We start from the raw sequence: 16,072 nt of genomic DNA, 5'->3' as shown, positions 1-16,072 counted from the left end.
TGCGCAGCCGAGCAGGAGCGAGCTCCCTCGCCACAGGTGTGGTGGCGTGACACGTACTGCTGCAAAGCCTGTTGAAAATAGTCATATCGTATGATGATTGGATTTCACGCGGATTTCACCGCCTGAAACCCAAGCTATTCAGTCGTGGTACATCACCGAGCGTCCACCATCGATGGTGATACACGAGGCATTGATAAACGGCGCTTCGTCACTGGCCAGAAACACCGCGGTCATGGCCACTTCAATCGGCTGGCCGATACGTTTCGGCGGGTGCAGATCGAATGCGCGCTGACGCTCGGCCTGCGGGTCGGCAAAGCCGTTCCAGTAATCGACGTTGAGTTGCGTCTCGATGTAGCCCGGGGCAATGGCGTTGACCCGAACGCCCTTCGCCGCGTATTCGATGCCCAGCGCCCGGGTCAGTCCGAGCAGGCCGTGCTTGGCCACCGGGTACGGGAAGCAACCGGGAATGATGTGGGAGGAATGGGTCGAGGCGATGTTGATGATGCTGCCGACGCCCTGCTCGATCATCTGCGGCAACACGGCCTTGCAGCCGTACCAGGCGCCGTCCAGATCGATGGCGAAGCAACGACGCCAGTCTTCTTCGGTCATTTGCAGCGGGTCGCGGAACACGTTGACCCCGGCGCAGTTGACCAGCACGTCGATGCGCCCGTGCCGCTCAACCGCCAGTCTGGCCATGACGTGCAGGTCTTGCTGGCGCGAGACGTCGGCCTTGACCGCCTGCACGTCAGCGCCCTGCTCGCGCCAGTGCGCGGCAACCTTCTCGACCTTCTCTGCTTGAATATCGCTGATCACCAGCCTGGCCTGCTGTGAGGCGAAGGTGGCGACGATGGCTTCGCCGATGCCTTGGGCCGCGCCGGTCAGCAGCACCACTTTGTCTTTCAGACGCTCACCCTTCGGCGGCGCAGGCACCGGCGGCAAGCAAAGAGGTTCAGCCATGGATCAGGACTCCTGTTCGTCAGCACAAAAAAACCGGGCATCTGCCGATGTCCGGTCTGGAAGACTGTGGAAACGAAACAGGCAGGCGCGGCGAGCGACGCCGGGCCGTTGCGAGACGCTGACTCCGTTGGGGAGTGCGATAGAGATTCGCTGCATCACTTCACCTGTTTTGTTCTTTTTAAGTGTGAGTGCGTGTTACTGCTGGAGCCGACTATAAACCCGACCGCCGAATAATCTCAATATATAATTTTGCATCCCATATTTTGGGATTTAACCAGCGAAGCGTGTGCAGAGTTTGCCCGGCACATCGACCCGCATCGACAATAGCGCGCCATCCAGTGGATGGTTATGCGGACTCTGGGCGCTGGTGATGTACAGGGTTTTCAGGTCTTCGCCACCGAATACGCAACTGGTCGGGCGGCTGACGGGCAGATCGATTTTGCGGTCGATTTGCCCTTCGGGTGTCAGACGCAGCAGGCAGCTGCCGTCCCAACGGGCATTCCACACGTAGCCTTCGGCGTCCATTGCCGAACCGTCCGGGCCGCCGTTCTGGTCAGGACCGTACCAGCGGCTGGCGACATCGAGATTGCCGTCGGTGTGAATGAAATAGCGATTGAGCACCCCGTCGAGGCTGTCGCCGAACAGCAGCGTGGTGCCGTCGTCGCTCCACAGCAAGGTGTTGGGAATCCCCAAGCCACGCAGCAACGGTGTGACGCGCTGGTCGGGATCAATGCGGAACAGGCCACCGGAACGACGTTCGACCGGCAAGTCTTCGCCGTTGGCGCCGATGTTGTTCTGCATGGTGCCGAGCCACAGTCGCCCTTGGGCGTCGCAGCGCGCTTCATTGGGCCGATTGCCCGGTTGCGGGTCGGCGATGCAAAACAGCGTCAGGCTTGGCTCAAGGCCCGGGGAATCGAGGTCCAGACGGTACACGCCGCTGCTCAGGGTCACCAACGCGTCGCCGCTGGCACACGGGATAAACGCCGAAACGTGCTCGGGCATCTGCCAGATCTGCACGTTGTTGCCGATCAGCCGCAGCGCCTGCTGGCCGGCGATATCGACCCAGTACAGCGCCTGGGTGGGGGCGTCCCAGAACGGGCCTTCTCCGAGTCTGGCGCGGTGTTGGGTTACGGCGGTCCAGCTCATGGCAACTCCTTGGTTCTTGTGGTTTTTATGGTGGGGATTTGTGTTGTCAGCTGGCTTTTTTGTCGGCCATCACCTGCGGGTAAAAGCGCTTGATTGCCAGGTCGGCATTGTCGATCAGGGTCATGCAGGCCCACACCCCGCGCGCCGCATCGCGGGCGGCGATGGCGTCAGCCATGTCCTTGTGGATCGGCAAGGTGCGACGCAGTTCATCAGGGTCAGCGGCGGAGACTTCAAACGACACCGCGAGCAAGGCGCCGAGGGCCGGGACCATTTGCTCAATGAACTGGTTATGGCTGGCTGCCAGAATGCACTCGTGGAACACCTGGTCGGCACGGTTGTAATCGATGCCGCTGTCGACCGCCCGCTCCAGCGCGTTGTAGGCCAGTTGCACCGCGTGAATCTGCTCCAGGCTGGCGCGCTCGCAGGCCCAGCGCACGGCCATCGGTTCGATGGTACGGCGTAGGTCGAGCAGGTCATCGACGAAATTTTCCGGCAAGCCATTGCGCGATAGCCAACCGACGACTTGCGGATCAAACAGGTTCCAGCGCCGCACCGGTAACACGCGGGTGCCGACTTTCGGCCCGACCTCAAGCATGCCTTTGGCGACCAGCGTCTTGATCGCCTCGCGAATCACGGTGCGGCTGACGCCGAGCTGCTCGCCCAGATCGGCCTCGACCTTGATCGTCTGCCCCGGCTTTACCTGGCCAGCGGCAATCCAGCTGCCCAGCCAATCGACCGTTGATGCATGAAAGCTGCTGGACATGAAAACCTCAAAGCGCTTGGCGATGGGTGTTCACGCTAATCATCATACGATTAACAGTCAATCGGGATTTCAAGGTGACTCTAAAATCCTATGTGGGAGCGAGCCTGCTCGCGAAAGCGATGTATCAGTCGCCCTAAGATCTACTGACATATCGTCTTCGCGAGCAGGCTCGCTCCCACAGGGATTTTTGTTTAAGGCTCGAGGCCGATGCGGAAGAATTCGCCGCCACTCCATACGCCCAACCAGCGCTGCCCGTCGATTTCGCGACTGACCGCCAGTTCCACCAGTTGGTAAAACACATTGCGGTGAATCAGCGCTTCGAGGTTGCTGCGCACGTGCACGTAAGGCGCGGGCTCTTGAGTCACCGGGTCGATCTCGACGCGGATCGGATGTTCCGGCCCGGCCTCGGCGGTCTCCTCGACGTTGGTGGTGAAGCGCAGCAACTGCGCTTCACCCTCGCCTTCAACCTCCACGGCAATCGCCACAAACGGCGCGTCGTCGACTTTGATCCCGACCTTTTCCACCGGGGTAATCAGGAAGTAATCATCGCCGTCGCGGCGGATGATGGTGGAGAACAGCTTGACCATCGGCTTGCGCCCGATCGGCGTGCCCAGGTAATACCAGGTGCCGTCACGGGCGATGCGCATGTCGATGTCGCCGCAGAAGTCCGGATTCCACAAATGCACCGGCGGCAGGCCTTTGGTTTTGGGGATCTGTCCCAACAGGTCATTGGCTTTTTGCGGGCCACTCATGGCGTACTCCTTGGGTTTATTGGTCGCCGACTCCCAGCAGGCTGCGCGCGTATTGCGCCAGTGGCGGGCCGATCAGGTCTTCCGGCTTGTTATCGTGGAACGTCAGTAAACCGCCACGACTCTTGATCCGTGCAGTATCAATCAAATACTGCGTGCTGGTCTCGATCAACATGATCTGAATCACCCCGCCGTCGATGCCGAGGCGATCCACGGCTTCCTGATCGAGCCACTCGTCGGAGTTGCCGATGCGGTCGTCAGCCTTGGCGAAGCGGGTATACAGCAGGTAGTGAGCACCGGCATCGCGAGCTTCGCCCAATGCCTGATCGAGGCCTTCCGGGGCTCGCGCACGGCGGACCATCGGGAAGTATTCGACAAAACCTTTGAACGCTTCTTCGGCCACAACGTTCGGGCGCGGATAGGAGCCACCCGGCGGTGCGAATGAACCCTGGGCGATGTAGATGAACGAGTCCGGCTGAATGCGGAAGTTGTTCACCCGACGGCTGTCGCTGTGATCCAACAGCCCCGCGTCGCTCATCTGATAGCGAGTGCCTTCGGCCATATCGCTGACAGTCATACAGCCGCCAAGCGCCAAAACGGCCAGCAGCAAAACCAGGCTACGCATCCTCATCCTCCAGAAGCCGGTGACGGAAAACCGGCGAATGGCCGTTGGATGCAGCTTTTGCGCCAGCTCAGGATCTTTGCCGGATGATGAAATGCTTTCGCGAGCAGGCTCGCTCCCACAGGATTAAGAAAAACCCTGTGGGAGCGAGCCTGCTCGCGAAAAAAAGGATCAGCCGCCGATAATCTTCATGACGGTCGCACCACCGGAGAACGCCACTTCCTGCTTGTCGCCCAGCGCCTTGACCAGCAAACGCTGCAACGCCGGCAATGCCTGATGACGCGGCTTGTCGAGCAGATCGCCGACATAGTGGCGGTTGCTCGACGACAGGCAGCCGTGCAGCCAGCCGGTCGACGACAGACGCAAGCGCGAACAGGTTCTGCAGAACGGCACGCTTTCGTTGGCGATCACGCCGAAATGGCCCAGCCCCGGGATCGCATAGCGCACGGCCGTGGCGTCCACCGGCGCATCGGCTTGTGCGTACTCATAACGCTCGCCAATCAGGCTCAGCAACTGCTGCAGGCTGACGAACTGTTGCAGGAAGGCATTGGAGTCAGTAGCGAGGTGGCCCATGCGCATCAACTCGATGAAACGCAGCTCGTAGCCACGTTCCAGACAATAGTCGAGCAGCGGCATCACCTGATCCAGGTTCTGCCCGCGCAGCGGCACCATGTTGACCTTGATCTTCATCCCCGCCGCTTTCGCCTGATCCATGCCGTCGAGCACGGTTGCCAGATCGCCGCCACGGGCGATGCTGCGGAACGCGCCGGCGTCGAGGGTATCGAGGGATACGTTGATCCGGCGCAGACCGGCATCCACCAGCAGCGGCAGCTTTTTCGCCAGGAGTTGACCGTTGGTGGTCAGGCTGATGTCTTCCAGGCCCATCTTGCCGACGGCGCTCATGAAAGATTCGAGTTTGGGGCTGACCAACGGCTCGCCGCCGGTGATGCGCAGGCGCTCGATGCCGGCGGCTTCGATCAGATAAGCCACGCCACGGGCCATGGCCTCGGCCGACAGTTCATCCTGCGCAGCCACCAACCGCTTGCCGTTGGGCACGCAGTAGGTACAGGCGTAATTGCAGGCTGAAGTCAGGCTGATGCGCAAATTGCGAAAACGCCTGCCTTGACGGTCAACGATCATGATCACTCCGGCGATAGAATTTCGAGCCGCTAAAACTTGACTCACAAATCAAGTTTTAGCAAGCCCTATGCCTGAGTATATTCCTGCGGTACTGCGTCATGTAGCGAAATCATGGCGCAATAAGGCCGCTGAATGATTCAGCTGCTCGGGGTTTCCGGATCGCGCTTGCGCTTGTTGCCCATGCGCACGCCGATGTCCATCAGGAACTGGAAGAAGCCTTCCTGATCTTCGAGCACGTTGCTCCAGAACGGCGAGTGATACAGCGCGACAGCGCCGTGCACCAGCGCCCAGGACGCGCAGTAGTGGAAGTACGGCGGCACGTCTTCGAGCTTGCCTTCGCTGATCCGGCCCTTGATGAGCAAGGTCAGGCGTTCGAAGTTCGAGGCACGGATCTTGTGCAGTTCCTCGACCATTTCCGGTACCTGATTGCCTTTCACCACCTTCTCTTCGAGACGGTCGAACAGGCGATAGCGCTGAGGGTCGCGCATACGGAATTCGAAGTAGGCACGGGACAGCGCTTCCTTGTCCTTGTCGACATCGGCCGAATGCAGCAGCTCGTTCAAATCGCGCTCGTAATCGAGCATCAGCCGCAGATAGATCTCGGCCTTGGATTTGAAGTGCTTGTAGATCGTGCCTTTGCCGATACCCACGGCATCAGCAATCATCTCGACGGTGACACTGTCTTCACCTTGTTCGAGGAACAGCTTGAGCGCGGTATCGAGAATTTCTTGCTCACGGCGACGAAACTCACGGACCTTACGAGGTTCTTTGTGCATAAGAAAAGGTCTGTAGGGGTCAAAATTCGAAGCCGCGTATTATGCCTAACTTGCACAAAAATGCACGGATCATCCGACCATATCTGTGTTTCTTGTTCATTTTGCGAACGCTGAGGCGGCAATGAGAACTCAACTGAAGCGCACGTATTCCAAATTTGTTTAAAAACCCCGACCGCTCAACTGGACTGAACGCCAGACTGATCAATACTTGAACTGTCGGGCGGCATCTCCCCCAAGTGCCGTGCCGGTAAAGGTACCAAGGGACCGCGTGCCTTTGTTTTACTCCTAATGGTCTTAACCCGGATTCACCCCCCAGAACCCGGGTTTTTTTTGCCTGCGATTTGGCGTAAATCCCTGTCATTTACGCCCACCGCGCTTGTGGGAGCTGCCGCAGGCTGCGATCTTTTGATGTTGTTTTTAAAAAATCAAAATCAAAAGATCGCAGCCTGCGGCAGCTCCTACACGATCAGCCTTTTACATGCGCCAAGGGAAAGAGCCGCTTGAAGTTCTCGGTGGTCTGCTCGGCAAACCGCTCATAGTCTTCCCCACGCAGCATCGCCAGAAACTCCGCCACCTCGCGCACGTACTGCGGCAGGTTCGGTTTGCCGCGATACGGGATCGGCGCCAGATACGGCGAATCGGTCTCCACCAGCAAGCGATCAGTCGGCACCTTGCTCGCCACATCGCGCAGAGCGTCGGCGTTGCGGAAAGTGACGATGCCCGACAGGGAAATGTAATAACCCATGTCCAGCGCAGCCTTGGCCATGTCCCAGTCTTCGGTGAAGCAATGCAGCACACCGGCCTGGGGCAACGCCGCTTCACGCAGTAGTTCGAGGGTATCGGCACGGGCGCCACGGGTGTGGATGATCACCGGTTTACCGGTCTGCCGGGCGGCTTGCAGGTGCAGGCGGAAGGATGCCTGCTGCAGCTCGGCGGCTTCCGGCTCGTAGTGATAGTCCAGACCGGTTTCACCGATCGCCACCACTTTCGGGTGATTGAGCTCATGCAGCAGCCAGTCCAGTGCCGGCGCCGCGCCCGGTTGCACATCCAATGGGTGCACACCGACCGAGCAATCGACGTCGTCATAGCGCTCGGCCAGGGCCTTGACGTCGGCAGCGTTGTCGGCACTCACGCCGATGCACAGGAAATGCCCGACCCCACGCTGGCGGGCCGCATCAAGTGCAGCATCCAGCGAGCCATCATGGGCGGCGAGGTCGAGGCGATCAAGATGACAATGGGAATCTACGAGCATAAAAAAGACGGCTACTTACATCGTATGAGTGGGACGGTCGGATTTCAGGGCTCCGGCCAGATGGGTTTCGATGCGACTGCGGGCGGTGTTGTCGCCCTCGTTGAATTGCACGCCGACGCCGGCGGCACGATTGCCTTGCGCACCTTTGGGGGTTATCCAGGCGACCTTGCCGGCCACCGGGATCTTCTCCGCCTCGTCCATCAGGTTCAGCAGCATGAACACCTCGTCGCCCAACTTGTAGCTCTTGTTGGTCGGGATGAACAGGCCACCGTTCTTGATAAACGGCATGTAGGCAGCGTAAAGCACCGATTTGTCCTTGATCGTCAGGGACAGGATGCCGTTGCGCGGCCCGGGGCTGATGGCTTCATTCATGTTGACCTCCACTGCTGATGTTCAGAGTCTAGGTACACATTCTTATCTTTGACCAGGCAAACCCGCCCATTGCACCAACAACGCTTCCAGCAGCAGTGCCGGGTTGAGGTTGGCTTTGCTCAGGACTTTCTGCCGCTGGGCGAGAATCCAGTCCTGAATATCGAGGACTTTGCCCTGGGCGCTTTTCTGCGCCAGGTACTGCACGACTTTGCGCATATCGGTCAGACCGAGGCCGGCTTCATCCTGGGTCAGTTGATAGCGCAGGATCAGACTCGACCAGTCGCAGAACCAGTCGAACAGGCGCAGCATCGGAATGCTTTTCCATTCTTCGGCCAATTGTGTCGGCGATTGCTGCTGCTTGAGCAACTTCTTCACCCCTTCGACCACCTGCGCCCGCTGCTCGCGCACGCCCTGGGACTGCAAGCTGACCGCCGCCAGTGGCGAACCTGCCGCCAGCGTCAGCAATTCGATGCGCTCCTCTTCGGAACACTCCGGCAGCGCCTGTGCCAGCCATTGCAGGCTCATGGCCTCACCGGGCAGCGGACACGCCTGCTGCACGCAGCGGCTCTTGATCGTCGGCAGCAAACGGCTCGGCTGGTGGCTCACCAGCAACAGCACGGTATCGCCGGAAGGCTCTTCAAGGCTTTTTAGCAAGGCGTTGGCGGCGTTGATGTTCATCGACTCCACCGGCTCGATCAGCACCACCTTGCGCCCGCCCAGTTGCGCGGTCTGCACCACGAAACTGACCAGATCGCGTACCTGGTCGACCTTGATCGCCTTGTCGGCTTCCTCGGGCTCAAGGATGTAATTGTCCGGGTGGCTGCCGGCCTTGAGCAGCAGGCACGATTTGCACTCACCGCAGGCTTCCGGTGTCGGACGCTGACAAAGCAGGCTGGCCATCAGGCGTTCGGCCAGCGCGCGCTTGCCGATCCCGGCCGGGCCGTGCAGCAAATACGCATGAGCGTGCTGACTGCGTCCGGCCAGTTGCTGCCAGAGGCTGTCCTGCCATGGATAGGCCTCAGCCACGAATCAGCTCCAGCAAGTTCGGAATCAAGGTGTCCAGCGATTGCTGAACCTTGACCAATGGCTGACCGGCATCGATGCGCACATAGCGTGCAGGATCAGCCTCAGCGCGCTTGAGAAACGCATTGCGCACCGCTTCGAAAAACGCCCGGCCTTCCAGCTCGAAACGATCCAGACGGCCACGGGCACTGGCGCGAGCCAGACCCATTTCCACCGGCAGATCGAAAATCAGTGTCAGATCCGGCCGCAAGTCGCCCTGAACGAACGTCTCCAGCGCAGCAATGCGCTCCATTGACAAACCACGACCGCCGCCCTGATAGGCGTATGTCGAATCGGTGAAACGATCACACAACACCACCGCGCCACGGGCCAGTGCCGGACGAATCACTTCGGCCAGATGCTGGGCGCGCGCGGCGAACACCAGCAACAGCTCGGTGTCGGGGTTCATGACCTCATCGGCCGGGGCCAGCAGCACGTCGCGAATCCGTTCGGCCAGTGGCGTTCCGCCGGGTTCGCGAGTCAGCACCACTTCGATACCTTCGACGCGCAGACGCTCGGCGAGGTACTCGCGGTTGGTGCTCTTGCCAGCGCCTTCCGGGCCTTCCAGGGTAATAAACAAGCCAGTCACAGGCAGTCCTTAATCAAAGTCATTGCGCATTTTGCGGTGCCGCCGTCTCAGGCTCGGCAGCAGGGGCTGGCGCAGGTTCCTGAGGCGGAACCTGCGGCAGCGCTTCAGGCGCGGTATTCGGGGACGCGGCAGGAATCGCCTCCTCCGTCGCCGTGGCCGGAGCCGCCGGCGCATTCGCCGGGGCCGGGCTGGAGCGGTAATCGGCGCGGCGCTTGAGCTGGAACTCGCGCACCGCACTGTTGTGTGCATCCAGGTCATCGGAGAACACATGGCTGCCATCGCCACGGGCGACGAAATACAGGCTGTTGCCTTCCACCGGATTGAGCGCGGCGTGAATCGCCTCGCGACCGACCATGGCAATCGGCGTCGGCGGCAACCCGGGAATCACATAGGTATTGTAGGGCGTCGGCTCCTTGAGATGAGCACGGGTCAACTTGCCGGTGTAGCGGTCGCCCAGGCCATAGATCACGGTCGGGTCGGTCTGCAACTGCATGCCCAGCGCCATGCGGCGCACGAACACGCCGGCAATCTGCCCGCGCTCCTGTGGTACGCCGGTTTCCTTCTCCACCAGCGACGCCATGATCAGCGCCTGATAAGGCTCGCTGTACGGCGCATCGGCCGAGCGGTTTTCCCACTCCTTGGCCAACACTTCATCGAGCCGGTCAAAGGCCTTCTTCAGCAATTCGACATCGGAAACGCCCCGCACGAAACGGTAGGTATCCGGGAAGAACCGACCTTCCGGGAACAATCCCCGATGACCGATTTTCTCCATCACTTCGCTGTCGCTCAAGCCCTTGAGGGTTTGCTCGATCTTTTCATCTTTTGCCAGCGCGGCGCGGACCTGGTGGAAATTCCAGCCCTCGACCAGCGTCAGACTGTACTGCACCACTTCGCCACGCTTCCACAAGTCGATCAGACCGTTGACGGTCATGCCTGGCTGCATGCGGTACTCGCCGGTATGGATCGGTGTGCCGGCCAGATTGAAGCGCCAGTAAATGCGCAACCAGAAGGCGTCCTTGATGACCCCCTCGGTTTCGAGTTCAAGAAAGGTGCGGGTCGGTGTCGAGCCTTTCGGCACATCCAGCAGTTCTTCCTGCGTGATGTTCAGAGGCTGTTCCAGCGCCGAATGAATTTTCCAGGCGCTGGCGCCCATTATCAGCCCTGCCAGAACCAGTCCGGTTTCCAGCAGCAGCAAGAATTTACGTCTCACGAATCAGGCATCCAGTAGCGCGCGGGCAATGGTTTGCAGTTTACGGGTGAGCGGGCCAACCGGCCAGCTCAGTGCAGCGTAGGCGCGTACCGGCCAGACGCCATAAACGCTGTTGCAGATAAAGACTTCGTCAGCCCATTGCAGCTGTTCGAGGCTTACATCGGTAATTTGGGTGGGGATGGCCAATGACTCGGCCTGAAACAATAGTTCGGCACGCATCACACCGGCCACGCCACAGCGCTTCAGATCCGGGGTGATCAGTACGCCGTCGCGCACCAGAAACAGGTTGCTGAACACGCCTTCGATGACGCGTCCGGCCTGATCAAGCATCAAGCCTTCGGCGTGTTCGCCGTCGCGCCATTCGGCGCGGGCAAGCACTTGCTCCAGCCGATTCAGATGCTTGAGCCCGGCCAACAACGGCTGATTCGACAGCCGCGTGGCGCATGGAAACAGGCGCACACCCTGCTCGCCATGCACGGCAGGATAAGCCGCAGGCGGGTTGCCTTGCAGGATGCGTCGACCCTGCGCCGCAGGATCGGGCGCGTAGCCACGCAAGCCATCACCACGGGTGAGGATCAGCTTGAGTACCCCCTCGCCCATTGCCGCGGCATAGGCCCGCAGTTCCGTGCGAACCCGATCAATATCCGCAGCGATAGCCAGACGCGAGCAGCCCTCGGCCAAACGCGTCAGGTGACGATCCAGCAATATCGGCTGGCCGCCGCGCACGGCGATGGTCTCGAACAGCCCATCGCCATAAGCCAGGCCGCGATCCTTCAGCGACAGAGCGTCAGCCGGCTGACCGTCGACCCAGCTGTCCATCAGCCGGCGAACCGACGGAACGCCAACGTGCCGTTGGTGCCACCAAACCCGAAGGAGTTGGACAGTACGACATCGATGTCCATGTTGCGCGCCGTGTGCGGCACGAAATCGAGATCGCAGCCCTCGTCCGGCTCGTCGAGGTTGATGGTTGGCGGGGCCACCTGGCTGTTGATTGCCAGCACACTGAAGATCGCCTCGACCGCGCCCGCCGCACCCAGCAGGTGACCGGTCATGGACTTGGTGGAGCTGACCGCCAGGTTGTAGGCGTGCTCACCGAACACGGTCTTGATCGCATTGGCTTCGGCAAGGTCGCCGGCCGGGGTCGAGGTACCGTGGGCGTTGATGTACTGCACCTGGTCGATGTTGATTTTCGCATCGCGCAGGGCATTGGTGATGCAGCGCGCTGCACCAGCGCCATCAGCGGGTGGCGAAGTCATGTGGAACGCATCGCCACTGGTGCCGAAGCCGATCAGCTCGGCATAAATGGTCGCGCCGCGAGCCTTGGCGTGCTCGAGCTCTTCGAGCACCAGCGCACCGGCACCGTCGGACAGCACGAAGCCATCACGGCCCTTGTCCCATGGACGACTGGCGCGGGTCGGCTCGTCGTTGCGGGTCGACAGCGCACGGGACGCGCCGAAGCCGCCCATGCCCAGACCGCACGCGGCCATCTCGGCACCGCCGGCGATCATCACGTCGGCTTCGTCGTACATGATGTTGCGCGCCGCCATGCCAATGCAGTGCGTTCCGGTGGTACAGGCAGTGGAAATGGCGTAGTTCGGTCCCTGCGCACCCAGGTGGATGGACAGAAAACCGGAAATCATATTGATGATCGAGCCTGGCACGAAGAATGGCGAGATTCGACGCGGGCCCGTCTCATGCAGGGTACGGCTGGTTTCTTCGATGTTGGTCAGACCGCCGATGCCCGAGCCCATGGCCACGCCAATGCGCTCACGGTTGGCGTCGGTGACTTCCAGACCAGCATTGCGAACAGCCTGAAAACCCGCGGCCAGACCGTACTGAATGAACAGGTCGAGCTTGCGTGCTTCCTTGACCGACAGGTATTCCTCGACATTGAAGCCCTTTACCGAGCCGCCAAAACGGGTGGAATAGGCAGAAAGGTCGGTGTGTTCGATCAGACCAATGCCACTGCGGCCAGCCAGAATGCCCTGCCAACTGCTCGGCACATCCGTGCCCAGTGGCGACAACATACCCATACCGGTGACTACGACGCGTCTACGCGACACAGCACTCTCCTTTTTCAAATGACGACTTTGCATCAGGCCTAAAGAAAAAACCGCACGCCATGATGGCAGTGCGGTTTTTCCATGACAGCAGACAACGATTACAAACTATTACGCCTGGTGGCTAGTAACGTAGTCGATTGCAGCTTGTACAGTAGTGATCTTCTCAGCTTCTTCGTCAGGGATTTCGGTCTCGAATTCCTCTTCCAGAGCCATCACCAGCTCAACGGTGTCAAGGGAGTCGGCGCCCAGGTCTTCAACGAAGGAAGCAGTGTTGACCACTTCTTCTTCTTTAACACCCAGTTGCTCGGCAACGATTTTCTTGACGCGCTCTTCGATGATGCTCATACCTTGTTTTCACTCCTAATGGACAAATTCAGGCAGCTGGCCAGTGGGTAAGTGTATAGAAAGGCTTTTCAGCTTTTCAACTGAAAGCTTCACTCCTCAAACCCTGCGGCCCTCTGCCTATAAATAGATTGCAGCTTTATAACGGATTTTAGACAGCTCGTATGACATTTTTTTGAAGCAATCCGTCACATTTTACTTACATGTACATCCCACCGTTCACCGGGATTGTAGCTCCAGTGACGTATGCCGCACCGTCGGATGCAAGAAAAGCGACCACCGAAGCGATCTCTTGAGCTTGCCCCAGACGACCCAGCGGAATCTGCGTCTGCAAGGCTTCACGCTGTGCTTCCGGCAGTTCGCGGGTCATATCGGTGTCGATGAACCCTGGGGTTACCGAGTTGACCGTAATCGAACGCGAACCGACTTCACGCGCCATCGCACGGCTGAAACCTTCCAGACCGGCCTTGGCGGCTGCATAGTTTACTTGGCCTGCGTTGCCCATGGCACCCACCACCGAGCCAATACTGATAATTCGGCCCCAGCGCGCTTTGGTCATGCCACGCAAAACGCCCTTGGACAGGCGATACAGACTGTTCAGGTTGGTATCGATCACGTCGTACCATTCATCGTCTTTCATGCGCATCATCAGATTATCGCGGGTGATGCCAGCATTATTGACCAGAATTGCCGGCGCACCGAACTGCTCCTGAATGCTCGCCAGCACCGCGCTGACCGATTCGTCGCTGGTGACGTTCAGTTCCAGACCCGTGCCCTGGATACCATGCTCTTTCAGGGTGGCAGCAATGGCCTCGGCGCCTTTGGCGGAGGTCGCAGTGCCAACAACGATGGCGCCCTGACGACCCAGTTCCAGTGCGATGGCCTGGCCGATACCGCGGCTTGCACCGGTGACCAGTGCAACTTTACCTTGCAGACTCATGCAAGTTTCTCCTGATTCAGGCCAGCGCTGCACGGGCGGCAGCGAAAGCGTCTGGGGTATTGAGGTTGGAAGTCGAAACGCCTTCGGCGCAACGTTTGTTCAGACCGGCCAGGACTTTGCCCGGACCGCATTCGACCAGACTGGTGGCGCCTTTGGCGGCCAGGGTCTGGACCGATTCAACCCAGCGAACGGGCTTGTACAGTTGCTCGAGCAGATCACGCTTTAGGGTTTCCAGATCGGCCGGCACTTGCGCGCTGACGTTCTGTACGACCGGGATCTGCGGTGCCTGCCAGTCGATGGCAGCGATGGATTCGGCAAAGCGCTCGGCCGCCGGACGCATCAGCTCGCAGTGCGACGGCACGCTCACCGGCAACGGCATGGCACGCTTGGCACCACGGGCCTTGCAACCTTCAATGGCACGCTCGACGGCAGCCTTGGCACCGGCAATCACCACCTGGCCCGGCGAGTTGAAGTTCACCGCGCTGACCACTTCACCTTGCGCCGCTTCAGCACAGGCGGCCAGCACATCAGCGTCTTCCAGACCGAGAATGGCGGCCATGCCACCCTGCCCGGCCGGAACGGCTTCCTGCATCAGCTGGCCACGGCGCTCAACGAGTTTCACCGCATCAGCCAGGCTCAGGCTGCCGGCAGCAACCAGCGCGCTGTATTCACCCAGGCTGTGACCGGCAACGAATGCCGGACGCGCGCCACCTTCAGCCAGCCACAAACGCCACAGGGCGATCGAGGCGGTCAGAATGGCCGGTTGGGTTTTATCGGTTTGATTGAGCAGCTCTTCCGGGCCTTGCTGGGTCAATGCCCACAGGTCATAGCCCAGAGCCTCAGAGGCTTCTTTGAAAGTTTCGAGGATCAGCGGATGTTCCGCGCCCAGCTCGGCCAGCATGCCGAGGGACTGCGAACCCTGTCCTGGAAAGACGAATGCGAGGGAAGCAGACATGTAACAAGCCCCTAATGATCTTGTCGTCGGAAAGTGACGCCCCACCGGGGGACGCAAGAAACTGACAGTTGGATGGCCCTTTGAACCGGGCGGTCACATTTAAGCATTGTCCGACGAAAACGCCTAAGACAACAAATCCTCCAGACGACCGTGGAGGCGCTCGGGGAGGTTCTCCTGAATCTCGATCAGCGCGCGCTGAATCGCACTCTGAAAGCCCTGAACCCCGGCCGAACCGTGACTTTTCACCACGATGCCCTGCAAGCCGAGGAAACTTGCGCCATTATGTCGCGCAGGCGCGAGATCCGCTTGCAGACGTTTCATCAATGGCAGGGCCAGAGCACCTACTACGCGGGAAGCGAAGTTTTTCCTGAACAAGGCCTCGATGCGTGCAGCGATCATCGTCGCCAGGCCTTCGCTGGACTTGAGCAGGATATTGCCTACAAAACCGTCACAGACCACCACATCCGCCTCGCCGCGATACAAACCATCGCCCTCGACAAAGCCGATATAGTTGATGCCGCGCGCCGCCTGCAGCAGGGTCGCCGCCAATTTGACCTGCTGATTGCCCTTGATGTCTTCGGTGCCAATATTCAGCAACGCGACACGCGGCCGGGCGATGCCCAGCGTCTGCGCCGCCACCGAGCCCATCACCGCGAACTGCAACAGATGCTCGGCGCTGCAATCGACGTTGGCGCCCAGATCGAGCAACTGGCAATAGCCCTTCTGCGTCGGAATCGCCGCCACCATCGCCGGCCGGTCAATCCCCGGCAAGGTCTTGAGCACGAAACGCGACAGCGCCATCAACGCCCCGGTATTGCCGGCGCTGACACAGGCCTGGGCCTTGCCGTCACGCACCAGCTCCAGGGCGACACGCATCGACGAATCCGGCTTGCCACGCAAGGCCTGGGTCGGCTTTTCGTCCATGGTGATGACTTCAGACGCCGGGACAATCGTCAGGCGCGCGCGATCGGCAGCCGATTGGCCGTTGATCAGTTCTTCAAGAAGGGAGGGTTGACCGACGAGGGTCAGGTGCAGCGAGGGCGTAGCAGAAAGGCAAGCAAGGCTGGCCTGAACAATGCTGCGGGGACCGAAGTCCCCGCCCATTGCGTCAATCGCGATGACTTGAGCGGACAA

18 protein-coding genes are annotated in these 16,072 nt (G+C 60.1%); all 18 read right to left on the bottom strand.

Annotated features, from left to right (window positions below; genetic code table 11):
• Positions 1 to 138: 138 nt before the first annotated feature.
• Positions 139 to 957, bottom strand: coding sequence for an SDR family oxidoreductase (locus L6D63_RS12675; RefSeq protein WP_131671679.1), 819 nt, complete (start codon positions 955 to 957; stop codon positions 139 to 141).
• 270 nt (positions 958 to 1,227) lie between these two features.
• Positions 1,228 to 2,103, bottom strand: coding sequence for an SMP-30/gluconolactonase/LRE family protein (locus L6D63_RS12670; RefSeq protein WP_131671680.1), 876 nt, complete (start codon positions 2,101 to 2,103; stop codon positions 1,228 to 1,230).
• A gap of 46 nt (positions 2,104 to 2,149) precedes the next feature.
• Complete coding sequence (locus tag L6D63_RS12665) at positions 2,150 to 2,866, bottom strand: FadR/GntR family transcriptional regulator (RefSeq protein WP_047295648.1); 717 nt, start codon at positions 2,864 to 2,866, stop codon at positions 2,150 to 2,152.
• A gap of 191 nt (positions 2,867 to 3,057) precedes the next feature.
• Positions 3,058 to 3,618, bottom strand: a complete 561-nt coding sequence (locus tag L6D63_RS12660; protein ID WP_131671681.1) for a DUF1285 domain-containing protein — start codon at positions 3,616 to 3,618, stop codon at positions 3,058 to 3,060.
• Positions 3,619 to 3,634: 16 nt separating this feature from the next.
• Positions 3,635 to 4,240 (bottom strand): DUF4823 domain-containing protein, encoded by a 606-nt coding sequence (locus L6D63_RS12655; RefSeq protein ID WP_041069208.1) that lies wholly within the window; start codon positions 4,238 to 4,240, stop codon positions 3,635 to 3,637.
• Between the two features lie 168 nt (positions 4,241 to 4,408).
• Positions 4,409 to 5,377: a GTP 3',8-cyclase MoaA gene (locus L6D63_RS12650; RefSeq protein ID WP_041069205.1), complete on the bottom strand. Its 969-nt coding sequence runs from the start codon at positions 5,375 to 5,377 to the stop codon at positions 4,409 to 4,411.
• A gap of 137 nt (positions 5,378 to 5,514) precedes the next feature.
• Positions 5,515 to 6,153, bottom strand: coding sequence for a TetR/AcrR family transcriptional regulator (locus L6D63_RS12645; RefSeq protein WP_007950805.1), 639 nt, complete (start codon positions 6,151 to 6,153; stop codon positions 5,515 to 5,517).
• 466 nt (positions 6,154 to 6,619) lie between these two features.
• Positions 6,620 to 7,405, bottom strand: coding sequence for a TatD family hydrolase (locus tag L6D63_RS12640; protein WP_047295654.1), 786 nt, complete (start codon positions 7,403 to 7,405; stop codon positions 6,620 to 6,622).
• Positions 7,406 to 7,420: 15 nt separating this feature from the next.
• Entirely contained in the window at positions 7,421 to 7,777 is a 357-nt protein-coding gene (locus L6D63_RS12635; RefSeq protein WP_027612362.1) for a PilZ domain-containing protein, read from the bottom strand.
• Positions 7,778 to 7,819: 42 nt separating this feature from the next.
• Positions 7,820 to 8,803: a DNA polymerase III subunit delta' gene (locus tag L6D63_RS12630; RefSeq protein ID WP_041069199.1), complete on the bottom strand. Its 984-nt coding sequence runs from the start codon at positions 8,801 to 8,803 to the stop codon at positions 7,820 to 7,822.
• Positions 8,796 to 9,428: a dTMP kinase gene (gene tmk / locus L6D63_RS12625; RefSeq protein ID WP_041069196.1), complete on the bottom strand. Its 633-nt coding sequence runs from the start codon at positions 9,426 to 9,428 to the stop codon at positions 8,796 to 8,798. The genes L6D63_RS12630 and tmk overlap by 8 nt, the downstream gene beginning before the upstream one ends.
• A 19-nt stretch (positions 9,429 to 9,447) precedes the next feature.
• Positions 9,448 to 10,638 carry an endolytic transglycosylase MltG gene (gene mltG / locus L6D63_RS12620; protein ID WP_047295658.1) on the bottom strand — a complete coding sequence of 397 codons (1,191 nt, stop codon included), beginning with the start codon at positions 10,636 to 10,638 and terminating at the stop codon, positions 9,448 to 9,450.
• Positions 10,639 to 10,641: 3 nt separating this feature from the next.
• Entirely contained in the window at positions 10,642 to 11,457 is an 816-nt protein-coding gene (pabC, locus tag L6D63_RS12615; RefSeq protein WP_131671682.1) for an aminodeoxychorismate lyase, read from the bottom strand.
• The gene (gene fabF, locus L6D63_RS12610) at positions 11,457 to 12,701 is read right to left on the bottom strand and encodes a beta-ketoacyl-ACP synthase II (RefSeq protein WP_027612357.1); all 1,245 of its coding nucleotides are present in this window, start codon (positions 12,699 to 12,701) and stop codon (positions 11,457 to 11,459) included. The genes pabC and fabF overlap by 1 nt, the downstream gene beginning before the upstream one ends.
• Before the next feature lie 108 nt (positions 12,702 to 12,809).
• Positions 12,810 to 13,046, bottom strand: coding sequence for an acyl carrier protein (gene acpP / locus L6D63_RS12605; protein ID WP_236170338.1), 237 nt, complete (start codon positions 13,044 to 13,046; stop codon positions 12,810 to 12,812).
• A 196-nt stretch (positions 13,047 to 13,242) separates the two neighbouring features.
• Positions 13,243 to 13,983 carry a 3-oxoacyl-ACP reductase FabG gene (gene fabG, locus L6D63_RS12600; RefSeq protein WP_007967600.1) on the bottom strand — a complete coding sequence of 247 codons (741 nt, stop codon included), beginning with the start codon at positions 13,981 to 13,983 and terminating at the stop codon, positions 13,243 to 13,245.
• 16 nt (positions 13,984 to 13,999) lie between these two features.
• Entirely contained in the window at positions 14,000 to 14,938 is a 939-nt protein-coding gene (gene fabD / locus L6D63_RS12595) for an ACP S-malonyltransferase (protein WP_047295663.1), read from the bottom strand.
• Positions 14,939 to 15,061: 123 nt separating this feature from the next.
• Entirely contained in the window at positions 15,062 to 16,072 is a 1,011-nt protein-coding gene (gene plsX, locus L6D63_RS12590; RefSeq protein WP_080963300.1) for a phosphate acyltransferase PlsX, read from the bottom strand.

The sequence above is a fragment of the Pseudomonas parakoreensis genome (assembly GCF_021602155.1).
In the GTDB taxonomy this organism is placed as follows: Bacteria; Pseudomonadota; Gammaproteobacteria; order Pseudomonadales; family Pseudomonadaceae; genus Aquipseudomonas; species Aquipseudomonas parakoreensis.
This window is presented reverse-complemented; position numbering and strand designations above follow the sequence as displayed.